Raw genomic sequence first — 16,163 nt, 5'->3', positions numbered from 1 at the left:
TTCCCATGCGCGCAATTCGCATGCTGTTGGTTTCTGCCCTTGCCCTGGGCCCTGTTGCAGCCTTTGCCGGCGAGCAAGACGTTCAACGCCTGACCCAGTTGCTGGAGAAGTCGCAAACCATCGAGGCCAATTTCTCCCAGCTGACCCTGGATGCCGGTGGCACCAGCCTGCAGGAAACGTCTGGCAAGATGACCGTGAAACGGCCAGGCCTGTTCTACTGGCACACCGATGCGCCCCAGGAGCAGGTGGTGGTGTCAGACGGCATCAACGTCACCCTGTGGGACCCTGACCTGGAACAGGCCACCATCAAGAAGCTCGACGTGCGCCTGAACCAGACCCCGGCGCTGTTGTTGTCCGGTGACGTCTCGAAGATCAGCCAGAGCTTCGACATTACGTCGAAGCAGCAGGGGGACGTGATGGACTTCACCCTCAAGCCCAAAACCAAGGACACCTTGTTCGATTCGCTGCGCGTGTCGTTCCGCAAGGGCCTGATCAACGACATGCAGCTGATCGACAGTGTCGGCCAGCGCACCAACATCCTGTTCAACGGCGTCAAGGCCAACCAGGCAGTGGCCGATAGCCGCTTCAAGTTCGACATCCCCAAAGGCGCGGATGTGATCAAGGAGTAACCAGAGCCCGTCATGGACCTGTTTCGAAGCGAACCTGTCGCCCAGCCCCTCGCGGCGCGCCTGCGCCCGTCCAACCTGGACGAGTACGTGGGCCAGGAGCACCTGCTGGCCCGTGGCAAGCCGCTGCGTGAGGCGCTGGAGCAGGGCGCACTGCATTCGATGATTTTCTGGGGCCCGCCTGGGGTGGGCAAGACCACCCTGGCGCGGCTGTTGGCCCAGTTCTGCGATGCGCATTTCGAAACCGTGTCAGCGGTACTGGCCGGGGTCAAGGAGATCCGCCAGGCGGTGGAGGTGGCCAAGCAGCAGGCCGGGCAATACGGCCGGCGCACCATTCTGTTCGTCGATGAAGTTCACCGCTTCAACAAGTCGCAGCAGGACGCCTTTCTGCCGTTTGTGGAAGACGGCACCCTGCTGTTCATCGGCGCGACCACCGAAAACCCATCGTTCGAACTCAACAACGCCTTGCTTTCACGGGCACGGGTGTACGTGCTCAAGAGCCTGGACGAAGCGGCCCTGCGCAAGCTGGTGAACCGTGCACTGACCGAAGAACGTGGCCTGGGCAAGCGCAACCTGCAAGTTGGCGATGAGGCGTTCAAGATGCTGATGGCCGCTGCCGACGGCGATGGCCGGCGCATGCTCAACTTTCTGGAAAACGCCGCCGACCTGGCCGAAGACGGCAGCGAAATCAATGTAGAACTGCTGCAGAGCCTGCTGGGCGACAGCCGCCGCCGGTTCGACAAGGGTGGCGAAGCGTTCTACGACCAGATTTCGGCGCTGCACAAATCGGTGCGTGGATCTGATCCGAATGCGGCCCTGTACTGGTTCGCGCGCATGCTCGATGGTGGCTGCGACCCGCTGTACATCGCCCGCCGTGTGGTGCGCATGGCCAGCGAAGACATCGGCAACGCCGACCCCCGTGCGCTCAGCCTGTGCCTGGCGGCATGGGACGTGCAGGAGCGCCTAGGTAGCCCGGAGGGCGAGCTCGCCGTCGCCCAGGCCATCACCTACATCGCCTGTGCCCCCAAGAGCAACGCCGTTTACGTGGGCTTCAAGACCGCCCTGCGCGAAGCTGCCGAGCATGGCTCGCTGGAAGTGCCGCTGCACCTGCGCAACGCCCCGACCAAGCTGATGAAGCAGTTGGGCTACGGCGACGAGTACCGTTACGCCCACGACGAGCCAGATGCCTACGCAGCAGGTGAAGACTACTTCCCCGATGCACTTGAGCCGCGCCCCTATTACCAGCCTGTACCTCGGGGCCTTGAATTGAAGATCGGTGAAAAGCTGCGGCACCTGGCCGACCTGGACCGCAACAGCCCCCGCCAGCGGAGAAAACCATGATTGCGTTGATCGCTGCGGTGACGGCGGGTGGCATCGCCGGCACCCTGCTACGCTTTGCCACCGGCAATTGGGTGGTCGCCCACTGGCCACGGCACTTCTATCTGGGTACGCTGGCCGTGAACCTGGTCGGCTGCCTGCTCATCGGTCTTTTGTACGGGCTGTTCTTGCACAAACCCATGGTGCCGGTGGAGCTGCGTGCCGGCCTGATCGTGGGTTTTCTGGGCGGCCTGACCACCTTTTCTTCCTTTTCGCTGGATACCGTACGCTTGCTGGAAAGCGGGCAGGTACCCCTGGCATTGGGCTATACCGGTATCAGTGTGGTGGGCGGCCTGCTCGCGACCTGGGCCGGGTTGTGCCTTACCCGTTTCTGAACCAACACCTACCTATAACGAGAGAACGATATGCTCGATTCCAAACTGTTACGCGGCCAACTTCAGGAAGTGGCAGAACGCCTGGCCTCCCGTGGCTTCAGCCTGGATGTCGCGCGCATCGAATCACTGGAAGAACGCCGCAAGGCGGTGCAGACCCGCACTGAGCAGCTGCAGGCCGAGCGTAACGCCCGCTCCAAGTCCATCGGCCAGGCCAAGGCCAAGGGCGAGGACATTGCACCGCTGATGGCCGACGTCGAGCGCATGGCCAACGAACTGGCTGCTGGCAAGGCCGAGCTGGACGGTATTCAGGCTGAGCTGGACGGCATTCTGTTGACCCTCCCCAACCTGCCGGACGCCAGCGTACCGGTGGGCGCCAGTGAAGACGACAACGTCGAAGTGCGCCGCTGGGGCACGCCGACAGCCTTCGATTTCGAGATCAAGGACCACGTTGCCCTGGGTGAAGTGAGCGGCGGCCTGGACTTCGAGGCGGCTGCCAAGCTGTCTGGCGCCCGCTTTGCCGTGCTGCGTGGCCCCATCGCCCGCCTGCACCGTGCGCTGGCGCAGTTCATGATCAACCTGCACACCGGTGAACATGGCTACGAAGAGCACTACACCCCTTACCTGGTGCAGGCCCCTGCGTTGCAAGGCACCGGCCAGTTGCCGAAGTTCGAGGAAGACCTGTTCAAGATCACCCGTGAGGGTGAGGCTGACTTCTACCTGATCCCGACCGCTGAAGTGTCGCTGACCAACCTGGTGGCCGGGGAAATCCTCGATGCCAAGCAACTGCCGCTCAAGCTGGTCGCACACACGCCGTGTTTCCGCAGTGAGGCCGGTGCGTCTGGCCGCGACACCCGCGGCATGATCCGTCAGCACCAGTTCGACAAAGTCGAGATGGTGCAGGTGGTAGAGCCGGCCAAGTCGATGGAAGCCCTGGAAGGCCTCACCGCCAACGCCGAACGTGTGCTGCAGTTGCTGGAACTGCCTTACCGCGTACTGGCCCTGTGCACAGGCGACATGGGCTTTGGCGCAGTGAAAACCTACGACCTGGAAGTGTGGGTGCCCAGCCAGGACAAATACCGTGAAATCAGCTCGTGCTCCAACTGTGGCGACTTCCAGGCGCGCCGCATGCAGGCGCGCTGGCGCAACCCGGAAACCGGCAAGCCTGAGCTGGTGCACACCCTCAACGGGTCCGGCCTGGCTGTTGGCCGTACTTTGGTGGCTGTGCTGGAAAACTACCAGCAGGCCGATGGTTCGATCCGCGTACCGGATGTGCTGAAGCCGTACATGGGCGGCGTCGAGGTCATTCGCTAAATGGATTACCTGCCGCTGTTTCACAAGCTGCAGGGCGCCCTGGTGCTGGTCGTCGGCGGTGGCGAAATTGCCTTGCGCAAGGCGCGCCTGCTGGCCGATGCCGGCGCCGCGCTGCGCGTAGTCGCACCGGACGTGGACGGCCAGCTGGCCGCCATGGCCCGGGAAGGCGGCGGTGAAGTGCGGGTGCGTGGTTACCAGGCAGCCGACCTTGCCGAATGCCGCCTGGTGATCGCTGCCACCGACGACCCTGGCCTCAATGCCCAGGTGTCGGCGGATGCGCAGGCGTTGAGCCTGCCGGTCAACGTGGTGGACGCGCCGGCCTTGTGCACGGTGATTTTCCCCGCCATCGTCGACCGCTCGCCGTTGGTGATCGCCGTGTCCAGCGGTGGCGATGCGCCGGTGCTGGCACGCCTGATCCGCGCCAAGCTGGAGGCCTGGATACCTGCCGCCTATGGCGAGCTGGCCGGTTTGGCAGCGCGGTTCCGGCACAGGGTCAAATCCCTTTACCCGGACGTCAACCAGCGTCGCGGGTTCTGGGAAACCGTGTTCCAGGGCCCGATTGCCGAGCGCCAGTTGGCCGGGCAGGGCGCCGAGGCCGAGCGGTTGTTGCAAGCCATGGTCGACGGTGCTCCGGTTCAACAGGGCGGCGAGGTGTACCTGGTGGGGGCAGGGCCGGGCGACCCGGATTTGCTCACCTTCCGTGCCTTGCGCCTGATGCAGCAGGCGGACGTGGTGCTGTATGACCGGCTGGTGGCCCCGGCCATCATCGACATGTGCCGCCGCGACGCCGAGCGCATTTACGTGGGCAAGCGCCGCGCCGATCATGCCGTGCCCCAGGACCAGATCAACCGCCTGTTGGTGGACCTGGCCCAGCAAGGCAAACGCGTGCTGCGGCTGAAGGGGGGTGACCCGTTCATCTTTGGCCGTGGTGGTGAGGAAATCGAAGAGCTGGCCGAGCACGGCATCCCGTTCCAGGTAGTGCCTGGCATCACGGCTGCGAGCGGCTGCTCCGCCTACGGCGGCATTCCGCTCACCCACCGCGACTATGCGCAATCTGTGCGGTTCGTCACCGGTCACCTGAAGGACGGCACCAGCAACCTGCCATGGACCGACCTGGTAGCGCCAGGCCAGACCCTGGTGTTCTACATGGGCCTGGTAGGCTTGCCGACGATTTGCGCCGAACTGATCCGCCACGGCCGTGCGGCGGATACGCCTGCGGCGCTGGTTCAGCAGGGCACCACCCGCAACCAGCGGGTGTTCACCGGCACCCTGGCGGACCTGCCTGACCTGGTGGCCCGGCACGAGGTGCACGCGCCCACCCTGGTGATTGTGGGTGAGGTGGTGCAACTGCGGGACAAGCTAGCCTGGTTCGAAGGGGCCGGTACATAACCTCTTTTCAGCTCATGTACCTGTGGGAGCGGCTTCAGCCGCGAACACCGGCAAAGCCGGTGCCATCCACCGCGGTGCCTGCTTCGCGGGTAAACCCGCTCCCACACGGGGTGTCGGCTACCGGGTGTAGATCCCTTTACCAGGCAGCCTCGCCCGGTCGTGAGGCTGGCTGAAATCCTGCAGCGGGCCTTTTGGCACGATGCCGTTCGGGTTGATGGTGGTGTGGCTCAGGTAATAGTGCTTCTGGATATGTTCCATGTTCACTGTGCCTGCCACACCCGGCCATTGATAAAGCTCGCGCAGCCAGTGGGTCAGATTGGGGTAATCACACAGGCGGCGCAGGTTGCACTTGAAGTGCCCGTGGTACACCGCATCGAAGCGCACAAGCGTAGTGAACAGGCGAACATCAGCTTCGGTCAGGTACTCGCCGGCCAGGTAGCGGTTGCGGTCGAGTAGCGCTTCCAGATGGTCCAGCTCGCTGAACACATCATCAAACGCCTCTTCATAGGCAGCTTGGGTCGTGGCGAAGCCAGCCCGGTACACACCGTTGTTTACAGCCGGGTAGATACGCTCGTTCAGCCCATCGATGGCTGTTTGCAGGTGCTCGGGGTACAGGTCCAGGGTATTGCCAGTCAGCCCATTGAACGCCGTGTTGAAGATGCGGATGATCTCCGCCGACTCGTTGTTGACGATGCGCTTTTCCTGCTTGTCCCACAGCACCGGTACGGTCACCCGGCCCGTGTACTTGGGATCGTCCTCGGTATAGCGTTGGTGCAGATACTGCAGGCCGTCGAGATGGTCGCCAGTAGAGCCCTGCTGCTGATCGAACGTCCAGCCCTGGTCCTGCATCAGCCAGCTCACCACCGAGACATCTATCAGCGGCTCCAGGCCTTTGAGGGCGCGTACTATCAAGGTTCGGTGGGCCCAGGGGCACGCCAGCGACACATACAGGTGGTAACGACCGGCCTCGGCGGCGGGCAGCTGATTGCGGCGCTGGGCGTTCTCGCGCTTGAACGTGCCGTCCTTGCCGTTTTCATACCACTGGTCATGCCAGCGGCCATCGATCAACAGGCCCATGATGAGCTCCTTAACAAAAGCGATTTGTCGTTGGAGTCCAGTCTAGGGCATGTGGTTCGAACGAATAACCCAAAGAGTCAGGCGATATGATCGGTCAAATCGATCTGTTGCGGGCGTCCCAGTACTGGCGAGCGGTTGCGAAGGCCGCGTCGCGGTCCTGGCCAAGCCCCCGCATGGCGAGGGCCATGGTGGCGATGACCGCCTTCTCACCGTAACTGTCCTCGACGTTGCCGCGCCAGAAGGCCAGCAGATGCTCGGGCTGCAGGCTCGCCGGTTTCACGTGTCGCCGTTCGCTTAGCGCTGGCCACTCTTCGTCCCACGCCTGGCCATCGGTGGCCCCGTAAAGGTGGCTGATGACATCCGGGTTTACCTCGATCTCGCCGCCATCGCCCTTGATCACCACGGCATGGTCACCCAGCAGCCGGCTGGCTTCGCGGTGCACGGCCTGGTAGCCGGGGTGGAAGATGCTCTGCAGACCGCACTTCGCCCCCAGCGGGTTGAGTACCCGGGCCAGGGAGTGAATGGGGGAGCGCAGGCCCAAGGTGTTGCGCAGGTCGATCATGCGCTGTAACTGCGGCGCCCAGTCCTGCAAGGGGAAGAACGCCAGGTTGCCTTGGCCCAGCGTGCGCTCGACCTCACCCCAGCTGCGACACAGCGCAATCTGCAGCAAGTCGAGCAACTGCTCTGTGTACAGCCGCCCTGCGGTATGTGCACCGCCGCCATGCATCAGGATGCCCACGCCATTGGCCGCCAGGCACTTGGCGGCCAGCAGGTACCAAGGCAGGTGGCGCTTCTTGCCCGCGTAGGTGGGCCAGTCCAGGTCCACGGCAATGGCGGGGGCTTGCAGGTGCGCGCGCAGGGCTTCGGTGAAGCCAGCGAGCTCTTCTGCGCTTTCCTCCTTATGCCGCAGCAGCATCAGGAAGGCACCCAGTTGCGCGTCCTCGACCTTGCCTTCCAGCAGCAGGGTCATGGCGGCGTAGGCTTCTTCCCGGGTGAGGCCGCGGGCGCCGCGCTTGCCTTTGCCCAGAATGCGCACGAATTCGGCAAATGGGTGCTCAGCTGGCGTTTGCAGGGTGAGCGGGCGGGGTGGGGTGGGCTGGGTCATATGCAATTGGTCGGCTTGGGCAGGCCCGCCAGCTTGGCGGCAAGTTTGGCGGGGGTGCCATTGAACAGTCGGTTCAGGTGTGGGCTGTTGCCCTTCTCGGGGCCCAGCTTCAGCGCTGCGTACTTGATCAGCGGGCGCGTGGCCGGTGAGAGCTGGTACTCCTGGTAGAACTGGCGCAGCAGTTCGAGGATTTCCCAGTGGTCGGCGGTGAGGGCGATGCCTTCACGGGTGGCGAGCCCCTGGGCAACTTCGTGGGACCAGGCGTGCAAGTCCACCAGAAAGCCGTCTTTGTCCAGCGCGATGGCCTGGCTGCCGCTATCGAGCGTGTTCATAACCAGCTGTTGACCTTGTCGTAGTGCAGTGAAAGCGCGACGAAACCTGGGTAATCGACCGCCGTTGCCAGTGGGTTCTCTATTGCGCGGGCCTGCAGGTCCTCCTCCAGGGCAAACAGGCGATCCGCCAGGTTGGCCTGTTGCAGCTGCTGATGAGGTGCAGCGCCAGGCCGCAGTGCGTAAACGGCGTCACCGCACAGCAACACCGCGTCTTCAGCCCCAAGCAGGCGCAGGCAACTGCGCAGCCGCTCATCGCCGAAGGGGGAGTGGGCAATTACATGCAAGGTCGCCATCAGAGGGTCACCACCTGGTCGTATTGCGCGATAAGCCCTGTGAGTGCGGCGTCATCCAGCACCTGCACCGGCAGTGCCAGGTCGCCTGCTGCCAGGCCCCGGCTGGCCAGGCTGTGCCCGCAGGCAAACAGTGCGTCAACGCCGAACATCGGTAACGCCTGCAGGTTGGCCCCCAGGTTTTTTTGCTGTAATGCGGCAGGCAGCTGGCCGTTGGCAAGCTGGAACACGCCATCGTCCAGAAACACCATGCCCAAGGGCAGGTCGTAGGCACCGCCCGCCAGTGCGATATCCAGTGCTTCGCGGGCCGATGGACCATTCCATGGGGCCTGGCGGCTGATGATCAACAAGGATTTGGCCATATCAATCGCCTCCAAAACACACGAGCCGGTCAGCCAGCTGGGCCGCTTCGTGCAACTGGCCAAGACCGGAGAGTTCCCAGGGCGCCGGCAGGTTCACGGCGGGGCGCTGGTAACGGTTGGCTTCGGCTTCATCCAGCACGCCACGGCGCAGCGCAGCAGCAATGCACACCACAGCGTCGAGCTGGTTGGCCTGGATAAACGCCCGCCATTGCCCGGCCACATCCAGTTCGTCCTGCGGTACCACGAGGTTGGCCGAGGCACTGTGCACCCCGTCCTGATAGAAGAACAGCCGGGCAATCTCATGCCCGCCGGCCAGCACCGCCTCGGCGTAACGCAGGGCGCGCCGGGAGGAGGGCGCATGGGCCGGGGAGAACACCGCGATAGCGAATTTCATGGCTAACTCATGCAAAGGGATACCGCCATGATAAAGCAAAAAAGCCTGCGCTCGCTTGCCGCAGGCTTTTGCCGGTGCTTGGCGGGTCAGGCCTGTTCCTTGCCTTCTGGCAGAAACCAGTTCAGCACCAGTGCACAGATACCGCCGGTGGCCACGCCAGATTCCAGCACATTGCGAATGGCCGCCGGCATGTGCGCCAGGAACTCCGGCACCTGCGCCACACCCAGGCCCAGGGCCAGGGAAACGGCGATGATCAGCAGCGCGCGCCGGTCCAGCCGGGTGCTGGCCAGAATATTGATGCCAGAGGCCGCAACCGCACCGAACATGACCATGGCGGCGCCGCCCAGCACCGGCTCCGGCACTGCCTGAATCACCCCTGCCACGCTTGGGAACAGCCCCAGCAGTATCAGCATCACGGCAATCCACACGCCGATATGCCGGCTGGCGATGCCGGTTAGCTGAATAACCCCGTTGTTCTGCGCAAAAATCGAGCTGGGGAAGGTGTTGAACACGCCGGCCAGCAGTGAGTTGGCACCGTTCACCAGCACACCACCCTTGATGCGCCGCATCCACACAGGCCCTTCTACCGGTTGCCGGGACACCTTGCTGGTAGCCGTCACATCACCAATGGCCTCCAGCGAAGTGACCAGGTAGATCACCAGCATCGGGATGAACAACGCCCAGGAGAAGCCCAGGCCGAAGTGCAGGGGCGTCGGTACCTGGAACAGCGCCGCTTCATGCATGCCGGTAAAATCCAGCCGGCCCAGGTAGCCGGCCAGTGCATAGCCCGCTGCCAAGGCGATGACGATGGCGCAACTGCGCAGCCACACCACCGGGATGCGGTTGAGCACGACGATGATCGCCAGCACCACACCCGACAACAGCAGGTTTTCGCCATTGGCGAAGGTGCCATTGGCCATGGCGCCAAAGCCGCCGCCCATGCTGATCAGGCCGACCTTGATCAGGGTGAGGCCAATCATCAGCACGACGATGCCGGTGACCAGGGGCGTAATCAGCCGTTTGACGAACGGCAGAATGCGCGAAACACCCATCTCTACAAACGAGCCGGCAATCACCACGCCAAAGATCGCGGCCATGACCCCTTCAACCGGTGTGCCTTGCTTCACCATCAGCGCACCCCCGGCGATCAGCGGGCCGACGAAGTTGAAGCTGGTACCTTGCACGATCAGCAGCCCAGCCCCAAACGGACCAAAGCGTTTGCATTGCACGAAGGTGGCAATACCTGAAATGACCAACGACATGGACACGATCAGGTTGGTGTCCCGCGCCGATACCCCCAGTGCCTGGCAGATCAGCAAACCCGGGGTAACGATAGGCACAATGATCGCCAACAAGTGTTGCAGCGCCGCCAACAGGCTGATGGCCAGCCGTGGCTTGTCCTCAAGGCCCAATACCAGTTCATTGTCAGGCGCCACGGCGTCTGGGCTGTGTTCATTCGAGCTCATTGCGCAAGCTGCCCCGGAAGAAAAAGGAGCGCATTCTACGGGCTGGATCGCATCAGTGGTAGCGCCAAGCCAGCTACACACGCAATCGGCGACGTTTTGTTCATTTAGCTGACTTTATAGTCAGAATAATGATTGGAACTGGTTCAGGCCTGACACGTGCGATAGGCACAAAAAAGCCCGCCGAAGCGGGCTTTCGAGCATGGCAATGGATCAGTCGCTGCGACCCATGATGCCGAACAGCTGCAGCAGGCTGACAAACAGGTTGTAGATAGAAACGTACAAGCTGATGGTCGCCATGATGTAGTTGCGCTCACCACCGTGAATGATCGCGCTGGTTTGGAACAGGATGCAGACCGACGAGAACAGCACGAAGCCCGCGCTGATAGCCAGTTGCAGGCCGCTGATCTGGAAGAAGAAGCTCGCCACCACGGCACCCAGCAACACGAAGAAGCCTGCGGTGATGAAGCCGCTGAGGAAGCTCATGTCTTTGCGGGTAATCAGCACGTAAGCCGACAGGCCGCCGAACACCAGTGCAGTCATGGCAAATGCCGAGCTGACGACTTCAGCGCCACCGCTCATGCCCAGGTAACGGTTGAGGATGGGGCCGAGGATGAAGCCCATGAAGCCGGTGAGGGCAAAGGTGGACACCAGACCCCAGACCGAATCACGCAGTTTGGCAGTGAGGAAGAACAGCCCGTAGAAGCCGATGAGCACGACGAACACGTTCGGGTAGCCGAAGTGCATTTGCTGGGAGATGAAGGCCATGAGGCCGCTAAAAGCGAGGGTGAGCGCCAGCAGGCTGTAAGTGTTGCGCAGGACCTTGCTGATCTCCTGCTGCTCGACCTGCTGGCCGTGATGGACGGCGTAATCCTGTTCGCGCATGGCGAGACTCCTAGGTAGACCTGTGGTTTGGAACGTTCAGATGGTAGGAGTCTACCAGAGCTCCTGCAACCCGCGACACAGAGAGTTTGACAGCTTGTTTCATTACGGTATGATGGCGCCCGCAAAACAAGCTGGAAGCGTGGCCGAGTGGTTTAAGGCAACGGTCTTGAAAACCGTCGATGGGCAACTATCCTAGAGTTCGAATCTCTACGCTTCCGCCATATTCAAAGCCCTGATTATTCAGGGCTTTTTGCGTTTTTGGGGCATAGAAAATCTGCCTTTGGGAATACCCTTACGAGTACTGCTCCCATCATCGTATTAGGACGCGTCCTAAAACTTTGATCATTTGGTCGGCTTGGCGAGCGCCCCGACGCGTCGGTAAACCCTTTCGGTGATGTCTCCTTTTGCGTGGTCCAGCAGCAGGCTGGCATGGTCTAGATTGGCGATTTCCGAGGCCGCCTTGGGTCAAAGGTCGCGGAATTGGAACTGGCTGATCTGGTTGGCTAGCAACTTGTCACCGGTGGCGACGGCCTCCTTCACAGCATCTTTCCGGGCATCATCCTAGCGGTGGCGTAGCATCGGCGCAGTAACCCGTTTGCCCGCTTCGGTGAGGATCAGGCATGGCGATACTTGCCCAGCGTTTCGCTTCAAGATCTTTTCGATAAGGACGCCCAAGCCGCTGGCCGATCCGTCCACCTCCAGCAGGATTCGCAGCTTCTTATGGGTCTTCTTCTGTTCACGGCGAGGGCTTTGCCCCCATGCTCCGAAGCTGTTCATCACCAGTGCAGTTTAGGCCTGGGCGACCCCGAGGATGAAGGGCGCCGAAGGAAAGCCGTCGAGCGATATGATCGTATTGCCGGCCCAGTTCTATGATCTCAACCGTTGGGACCCGGATGATCGAGCTGAGCGAACTCGCCGTCGCTGGAGGAAGGATATCGAGGAGGTGCTGAAGCAAATGGCCGAAGAAGCGCTGGAGCCTGCAGCCGAAATTCTGTACTACGAAGGCCTGTCGATTGAAAATGCCGCTTGACATTAAATGGCCGCATGGCCGATTATTTCCCCATCCTGTTATTCCTGCGCGTTATCGAGGAGTGGCAAAAAAAGCCCAGCTAAATGCTGGGCTTTTTGTTTCAGGGATTTACTTGATGTGCGGATAGGCTGCTAAAATTTGCTCCCTTTTTGAAACTTGAGACGGATCTTATGCGGCAGTTTCTGGCGATGACCATTGGCGGACTCACACCTAGCTATTACGCTCGGCAGTTGTTCTTTGGTGCACTCTTTGCGGTTTTTTTCATCTACATGAAATCACGCGCACCGCACGGAATTGACTTTGCAACGGTTGCAATTTCGGTGGTAAGCACCTTGCTCTATCCCTACTCCCGATTCGTGTATGAAAGCGTGGTGGGCTTCATCATGGGGCGCAACGTGTTCTTCGTAAACGCGCTGTTGATGCTGTTTGTCAAGGTGATCACGATGTTCATGTGCTGGTTCTTGGCGATCTTCATCGCACCTCTGGGATTGCTGTACCTCTACTGGCATCACAGTAGGCAGCAGTCCAACTGAATCCTTGAGCCCGGTTATGAAAGCCGGGTTCAGTCGTTTCGAGCCCTGGCAAATGCTGGGGCTTTTTTATGGAACAGTGCTTATGGCCGAGCCAAGTACCGGCGCCCTCGCAGTGACCGGCGCACTTGCCAGCGTCGGCCAGTGTGCGGCCTTTCCGGAATTGGACCCGGCCACATTGGTCGGGTCCTCCGGAGGGGCTTTTTTGTACATTGTTTTCGCCAACGCCATCGCCAAATGCTCGAACATCTGGGCCAGCTTCCCAGGTAATGTCTAAGGACAAAATCCACACCGCCTAGACAAGCTGTTGGGCAAGTGGGTGGAGATGGGCGGGGCGCTGGCATGAACGCCGCGCTTGCGGCATTGAAGGCTATACCGCTCTGGCTGGTGTTAGCCCTGGCAGCTTCCGGCCTATTTTGGTGCCAGCATGGCCAGATACAAGACGCTCGCGTCGATATCGCGGCCATGGCCGAGAAGGCCGGGGCGTGCCAGGCTGCCCGAGACAATCTGGTTGCCCTGACTACTGAGCAGGGTATAGCGCTGGGCGACCTGCAGCTTGCCGCGCAACAGCCCCAGGCCAGCGCTGAGAAGGCGGTCGCCGATGCTCGTTCCAGTGCCCAAGCCGACTACCAGGCCGCAAACCGGCTGCAGCAGGAACGTGCCGGCGGCGATGAGTGCGCGGCCGCCACCTCGATCATCGACAAGGAGCTGGGGCTATGCCTATCGCAAGCAAACCGACACTGCTGCAGTACTGGAAGCTGAAAGAGTAGTAGTCTGGGGAATCCATTGTATGATGTGCGGCCAATTGCCATTGCATGGATTACCGCATGAACCCTGTCACGTTTGTCTACTTAGTCATCCTCGCTGTTGTCTCTGCGACAGCATTTGGTTTCTACAACACGATTGCTGACCTCAACAATAAAGCCGTGTCGTGTATCCGGCTTCAAGGTGCTGAGCAGGATAAGTGCTTGAAGGATGCTGCAGTGAAGGCGCAGGGCTTGTCTACCGTTGTGCGTGCTGTCACCAACACCACTGAATAACGCCGAATTTCGATTCCAAAACCTAAACGGCGACCCTTGCAGTATGGGGTCTATAGCCGTGGCGTTTCGTGTTTGTATTGGAGTCGATTACGCCCCGCAAGCGGCATAGGTTCTGGCTTTATCCCACGCTCTTGAAAACCGTCGATGGGCAACTATCGTAGAGTTTGAATCACTACGCTTCCGCCATATTCAAAGCCCTGATTATCCAGGGATTTTTGCGTTTTTGGGGCGCCCAAAACAGCTCATTGCAACGTCATCGCACTGATCTGACTTGTCACCACTGACAACACCCAGTACTGTCGACCTTCACCCCGACGTCAGTCGGGCGCGAGCTCCCCAGCCCCATCAAACAGGAGGTTCGATATGGGCACTTCAGCCAAACCATTCTATTTGGCAGCAGCACCGCTGCTCGCAACCGGCGCCGCTTTCGCTGCGGTAGGTGCCTCTGGCCAACCTGCATTCGGCTACACCGCTATCGGCCTGCTGATCCCCGGCCTCCTGTTGCTCGTAACCGGTTACCGTCGCCGAGCGTGACAGGGCCGGCGTTGCATTCAGTGCCCCCACCGCATTCCCCGTTGCTCACCGCACATGGCGGCGAGCAGCGGCCGCTGATCACACCTTGAACTTGCCCACCATCCCATTCAGCTCGACCGCCAACCGCGACAGCTCTTGCGCCGCGGCACTGGTCTGATTCGCGCCGGCTGACGTCTGCATGGCCAGGTCCCTGATGTTCACCAGGTTCCTGTCCACCTCACGTGCTACCTGGGCCTGCTCTTCCGAAGCGCTGGCGATCACCAGGTTGCGCTGGTTGATGGACGAAATGGCCTCGGCAATGATGTCCAGGGCCTGGCCAGCGGACTGGGCTACTTCCAGGGTGCCGGTCGCTCGGCCCTTGCTGGCATGCATGGCGTTTACAGCCGATTCGGTGCCGGTCTGGATGCCGGTGATCATGCCTTCTATTTCTGCGGTGGATTGCTGCGTCCTGTGGGCTAGGGCGCGCACTTCGTCTGCTACCACGGCAAAGCCCCGGCCTGCTTCGCCAGCGCGGGCCGCTTCGATGGCGGCGTTCAACGCCAGCAGGTTGGTCTGGCCTGCGATGGAGCCGATCACATCCAGCACGCGGCTAATTTCGTTGGCGCTACTGGCCAGGTGTTCGATTTCCTGCGAAGTGGTGGTCACATCGCCCACCAGGTGGCCGATGGACTGCAACGCTTCATTGACGCGCTGTTGGCCATCCCGGGTACTCTGGTCTGCGCCTTTGGAGGCATCGGCGGTATTAACGGCGTTGCTGGCCACTTCCTCGACCGCTGCGGTCATCTGGTTCACGGCAGTGGCAGCCTGGTCGATTTCGGCGCTTTGCTGATGCAGGCCGCGGCTGGTGTCTTCGGTGACGGTGAACAGCTCTTCCGAAGCGGACGCTAGCTGGTCCGAGGCGGCAGCGATGCTGGCGATCGTTTCGCGCAGGCTGTCCTTCATTTTTGAAAGCGACAGCAGCAGCAGCGCGGATTCGTCGCGGCCCTTCACCTGAATGTCCTGGTTGAGTTCCCCGGCGGCTACCCGCTCGGCTACATTTACTGCTTCTGCCAGTGGCAGCACGATGCTGCGGGTCAGCAAGATGGCCAGCGCGATCATCAGGCTGATGATGATCACAATGGTCACGGCGATAATAGCAAATGACTGTTCGTAGGCTTCACTGCTGGCCTCTGAGGCGTGTGTTGCCCCGTTGGCATTATAGTGAGTGAGCTGAATCAACGCTTTCATCATGGCGTCGGCATAATCGGCCAGTGATCCATTCACCAAGCGTTTGGCTTCTTCCAGATCATTATTGCGAACGGCTTCACGAATAGCATTCTGCAAGCCGTGATAGGTTGTGCTTGCAGCGGAGAAAGTTTCAAACAGCGAACGGTCAGTGGGTTCCGTTATCGACTTTTCATAGTCGCTTAGTTGGGTTTCATATTGTTTGTTGATGGTCTCGATCTTATCGAGTGTTTCAGTTCTGGCCGTGGGGCTGTCTTCCAGCACACTGCGCAGCGCCAGGGCGCGGGCGCGGCCCAGGTTCATGCTCATTTCATCCAGCAGCATGACGGCTGGAAGCCACGAAGTGCGTACCTCGTCGGTGGCGCTGTCCATCGTGTGCATGCGGTTCAGGGAGGTGAGGCCGAGTATTAAAACCAGGAGGGCGAGGGCGGCGAAAATGGCAGTGGCGCGGATGCCGATTTTGAGGTTTCTTAAATACATGTGAAGCTCCTTGATGTTGCAATACTTGCTAATCTAAGCAAGGCGGTACGGGCTCGAGGGCGGACGGTTATGAACTCCGTTCTTGCTCAGGCTGTCGGCCAAGGGGCTATTAAACTTTATGGTTAAAGGGAAATATTTTTCTGTAACAAAAGCGATAACGCTTTCGTTTTAATTATTTGGGGGTGGGGAGGGGGAGTGCAGAAGTTTGCGATAGGGAAGGTTAGTGGCTGTCTTAGCCGTTGAAGGTCTCCCAGCCGCACCGCATGCTGGGCCAAGAGGCGGGTCAAGATCGGGGGAGGGTCATCCAGTGTTCGCCGTGATAGGTTCTGCGCCTGGGAGATCGAGCGCCGCCCGCGCGGCGCATCGCGAGCTTTGCTCG

18 protein-coding genes, 1 tRNA gene and 1 pseudogene are annotated in these 16,163 nt (G+C 60.9%); 11 read left to right on the top strand and 9 right to left on the bottom strand.

Annotation, left to right across the window (positions count from 1 at the left end; all coding sequences use genetic code 11):
- Positions 1 to 5: 5 nt before the first annotated feature.
- The 5 genes from lolA to cysG are packed head-to-tail and all read left to right on the top strand — an operon-like array spanning position 6 to position 5,038.
- Complete coding sequence (gene lolA / locus IAE38_RS15070) at positions 6 to 629, top strand: outer membrane lipoprotein chaperone LolA (protein ID WP_028632346.1); 624 nt, start codon at positions 6 to 8, stop codon at positions 627 to 629.
- A gap of 12 nt (positions 630 to 641) precedes the next feature.
- Entirely contained in the window at positions 642 to 1,967 is a 1,326-nt protein-coding gene (locus IAE38_RS15065) for a replication-associated recombination protein A (protein WP_201164501.1), read from the top strand.
- On the top strand, positions 1,964 to 2,338 hold the full coding sequence (gene crcB, locus IAE38_RS15060; protein WP_028632348.1) for a fluoride efflux transporter CrcB: 375 nt from the start codon (positions 1,964 to 1,966) through the stop codon (positions 2,336 to 2,338). The genes IAE38_RS15065 and crcB overlap by 4 nt, the downstream gene beginning before the upstream one ends.
- A 30-nt stretch (positions 2,339 to 2,368) precedes the next feature.
- Positions 2,369 to 3,649: a serine--tRNA ligase gene (serS, locus tag IAE38_RS15055; protein WP_060482943.1), complete on the top strand. Its 1,281-nt coding sequence runs from the start codon at positions 2,369 to 2,371 to the stop codon at positions 3,647 to 3,649.
- Positions 3,650 to 5,038, top strand: a complete 1,389-nt coding sequence (cysG, locus tag IAE38_RS15050; RefSeq protein WP_201164502.1) for a siroheme synthase CysG — start codon at positions 3,650 to 3,652, stop codon at positions 5,036 to 5,038.
- A gap of 117 nt (positions 5,039 to 5,155) precedes the next feature.
- On the opposite strand, the gene IAE38_RS15045 is transcribed toward cysG, so the two are convergent.
- The 8 genes from IAE38_RS15045 to IAE38_RS15010 all read right to left on the bottom strand — a co-directional run bounded on the left by IAE38_RS15045 (position 5,156) and on the right by IAE38_RS15010 (position 10,946).
- Complete coding sequence (locus IAE38_RS15045; RefSeq protein WP_201218164.1) at positions 5,156 to 6,115, bottom strand: glutathione S-transferase family protein; 960 nt, start codon at positions 6,113 to 6,115, stop codon at positions 5,156 to 5,158.
- Positions 6,116 to 6,209: 94 nt separating this feature from the next.
- Positions 6,210 to 7,220: a glycosyl transferase family protein gene (locus IAE38_RS15040; protein WP_201218163.1), complete on the bottom strand. Its 1,011-nt coding sequence runs from the start codon at positions 7,218 to 7,220 to the stop codon at positions 6,210 to 6,212.
- A complete protein-coding gene (locus IAE38_RS15035) occupies positions 7,217 to 7,552 on the bottom strand; it encodes a TusE/DsrC/DsvC family sulfur relay protein (protein ID WP_201218162.1) in 336 nt (111 codons plus the stop codon). The genes IAE38_RS15040 and IAE38_RS15035 overlap by 4 nt, the downstream gene beginning before the upstream one ends.
- Positions 7,549 to 7,845, bottom strand: coding sequence for a sulfurtransferase complex subunit TusB (gene tusB, locus IAE38_RS15030; protein WP_201218161.1), 297 nt, complete (start codon positions 7,843 to 7,845; stop codon positions 7,549 to 7,551). The genes IAE38_RS15035 and tusB overlap by 4 nt, the downstream gene beginning before the upstream one ends.
- Positions 7,845 to 8,204 (bottom strand): sulfurtransferase complex subunit TusC, encoded by a 360-nt coding sequence (gene tusC, locus IAE38_RS15025; RefSeq protein WP_201218159.1) that lies wholly within the window; start codon positions 8,202 to 8,204, stop codon positions 7,845 to 7,847. The genes tusB and tusC overlap by 1 nt, the downstream gene beginning before the upstream one ends.
- A gap of 1 nt (position 8,205) precedes the next feature.
- Complete coding sequence (gene tusD / locus IAE38_RS15020) at positions 8,206 to 8,598, bottom strand: sulfurtransferase complex subunit TusD (protein ID WP_028633597.1); 393 nt, start codon at positions 8,596 to 8,598, stop codon at positions 8,206 to 8,208.
- An 86-nt stretch (positions 8,599 to 8,684) separates the two neighbouring features.
- Positions 8,685 to 10,064 (bottom strand): nucleobase:cation symporter-2 family protein, encoded by a 1,380-nt coding sequence (locus tag IAE38_RS15015; RefSeq protein ID WP_201218158.1) that lies wholly within the window; start codon positions 10,062 to 10,064, stop codon positions 8,685 to 8,687.
- Between the two features lie 210 nt (positions 10,065 to 10,274).
- Positions 10,275 to 10,946 carry a Bax inhibitor-1/YccA family protein gene (locus tag IAE38_RS15010; protein ID WP_028633595.1) on the bottom strand — a complete coding sequence of 224 codons (672 nt, stop codon included), beginning with the start codon at positions 10,944 to 10,946 and terminating at the stop codon, positions 10,275 to 10,277.
- A 133-nt stretch (positions 10,947 to 11,079) separates the two neighbouring features.
- On the opposite strand from IAE38_RS15010, the gene IAE38_RS15005 reads away from it, so the two are divergent.
- The 6 genes and pseudogenes from IAE38_RS15005 (at position 11,080) to IAE38_RS14980 (ending at position 13,546) form a co-directional block, all read left to right on the top strand.
- Positions 11,080 to 11,167, top strand: a tRNA-Ser gene (locus IAE38_RS15005).
- Positions 11,168 to 11,757: 590 nt separating this feature from the next.
- Entirely contained in the window at positions 11,758 to 11,976 is a 219-nt protein-coding gene (locus IAE38_RS15000; protein WP_201164509.1) for a hypothetical protein, read from the top strand.
- Between the two features lie 170 nt (positions 11,977 to 12,146).
- The gene (locus IAE38_RS14995; RefSeq protein ID WP_201164510.1) at positions 12,147 to 12,509 is read left to right on the top strand and encodes a hypothetical protein; all 363 of its coding nucleotides are present in this window, start codon (positions 12,147 to 12,149) and stop codon (positions 12,507 to 12,509) included.
- Positions 12,510 to 12,732: 223 nt separating this feature from the next.
- A pseudogene (locus IAE38_RS24345) lies at positions 12,733 to 12,852 on the top strand (glycoside hydrolase); the annotation flags it as partial.
- On the top strand, positions 12,849 to 13,268 hold the full coding sequence (locus tag IAE38_RS14985; protein WP_236404058.1) for a hypothetical protein: 420 nt from the start codon (positions 12,849 to 12,851) through the stop codon (positions 13,266 to 13,268). The pseudogene IAE38_RS24345 and the gene IAE38_RS14985, both read left to right, overlap by 4 nt.
- Positions 13,269 to 13,333: 65 nt before the next feature.
- Positions 13,334 to 13,546, top strand: coding sequence for a hypothetical protein (locus IAE38_RS14980; RefSeq protein WP_201218157.1), 213 nt, complete (start codon positions 13,334 to 13,336; stop codon positions 13,544 to 13,546).
- 612 nt (positions 13,547 to 14,158) lie between these two features.
- On the opposite strand, the gene IAE38_RS14975 is transcribed toward IAE38_RS14980, so the two are convergent.
- On the bottom strand, positions 14,159 to 15,784 hold the full coding sequence (locus tag IAE38_RS14975; protein WP_201218156.1) for a methyl-accepting chemotaxis protein: 1,626 nt from the start codon (positions 15,782 to 15,784) through the stop codon (positions 14,159 to 14,161).
- Between the last annotated feature and the right edge of the window lie 379 nt (positions 15,785 to 16,163).

The organism is Pseudomonas sp. S32, assembly GCF_016648095.1.
GTDB classification, from domain to species: Bacteria; Pseudomonadota; Gammaproteobacteria; order Pseudomonadales; family Pseudomonadaceae; genus Aquipseudomonas; species Aquipseudomonas parafulva.
The sequence above is the reverse complement of the archived record's forward strand: the minus strand, read 5'-3'. Positions and strand labels throughout refer to the sequence as shown.

Excerpts from the sequence above, each read along its gene's own strand:
- lolA (WP_028632346.1), top strand. The coding sequence starts at position 6 with ATGCGCGCAATTCGCATGCTGTTGGTTTCTGCCCTTGCCCTGGGCCCT.
- IAE38_RS15065 (WP_201164501.1), top strand. The coding sequence starts at position 642 with ATGGACCTGTTTCGAAGCGAACCTGTCGCCCAGCCCCTCGCGGCGCGC.
- crcB (WP_028632348.1), top strand. The coding sequence starts at position 1,964 with ATGATTGCGTTGATCGCTGCGGTGACGGCGGGTGGCATCGCCGGCACC.
- serS (WP_060482943.1), top strand. The coding sequence starts at position 2,369 with ATGCTCGATTCCAAACTGTTACGCGGCCAACTTCAGGAAGTGGCAGAA.
- cysG (WP_201164502.1), top strand. The coding sequence starts at position 3,650 with ATGGATTACCTGCCGCTGTTTCACAAGCTGCAGGGCGCCCTGGTGCTG.
- IAE38_RS15045 (WP_201218164.1), bottom strand. The coding sequence starts at position 6,115 with ATGGGCCTGTTGATCGATGGCCGCTGGCATGACCAGTGGTATGAAAAC.
- IAE38_RS15040 (WP_201218163.1), bottom strand. The coding sequence starts at position 7,220 with ATGACCCAGCCCACCCCACCCCGCCCGCTCACCCTGCAAACGCCAGCT.
- IAE38_RS15035 (WP_201218162.1), bottom strand. The coding sequence starts at position 7,552 with ATGAACACGCTCGATAGCGGCAGCCAGGCCATCGCGCTGGACAAAGAC.
- tusB (WP_201218161.1), bottom strand. The coding sequence starts at position 7,845 with ATGGCGACCTTGCATGTAATTGCCCACTCCCCCTTCGGCGATGAGCGG.
- tusC (WP_201218159.1), bottom strand. The coding sequence starts at position 8,204 with ATGGCCAAATCCTTGTTGATCATCAGCCGCCAGGCCCCATGGAATGGT.
- tusD (WP_028633597.1), bottom strand. The coding sequence starts at position 8,598 with ATGAAATTCGCTATCGCGGTGTTCTCCCCGGCCCATGCGCCCTCCTCC.
- IAE38_RS15015 (WP_201218158.1), bottom strand. The coding sequence starts at position 10,064 with ATGAGCTCGAATGAACACAGCCCAGACGCCGTGGCGCCTGACAATGAA.
- IAE38_RS15010 (WP_028633595.1), bottom strand. The coding sequence starts at position 10,946 with ATGCGCGAACAGGATTACGCCGTCCATCACGGCCAGCAGGTCGAGCAG.
- IAE38_RS15000 (WP_201164509.1), top strand. The coding sequence starts at position 11,758 with ATGAAGGGCGCCGAAGGAAAGCCGTCGAGCGATATGATCGTATTGCCG.
- IAE38_RS14995 (WP_201164510.1), top strand. The coding sequence starts at position 12,147 with ATGCGGCAGTTTCTGGCGATGACCATTGGCGGACTCACACCTAGCTAT.
- IAE38_RS14985 (WP_236404058.1), top strand. The coding sequence starts at position 12,849 with ATGAACGCCGCGCTTGCGGCATTGAAGGCTATACCGCTCTGGCTGGTG.
- IAE38_RS14980 (WP_201218157.1), top strand. The coding sequence starts at position 13,334 with ATGAACCCTGTCACGTTTGTCTACTTAGTCATCCTCGCTGTTGTCTCT.
- IAE38_RS14975 (WP_201218156.1), bottom strand. The coding sequence starts at position 15,784 with ATGTATTTAAGAAACCTCAAAATCGGCATCCGCGCCACTGCCATTTTC.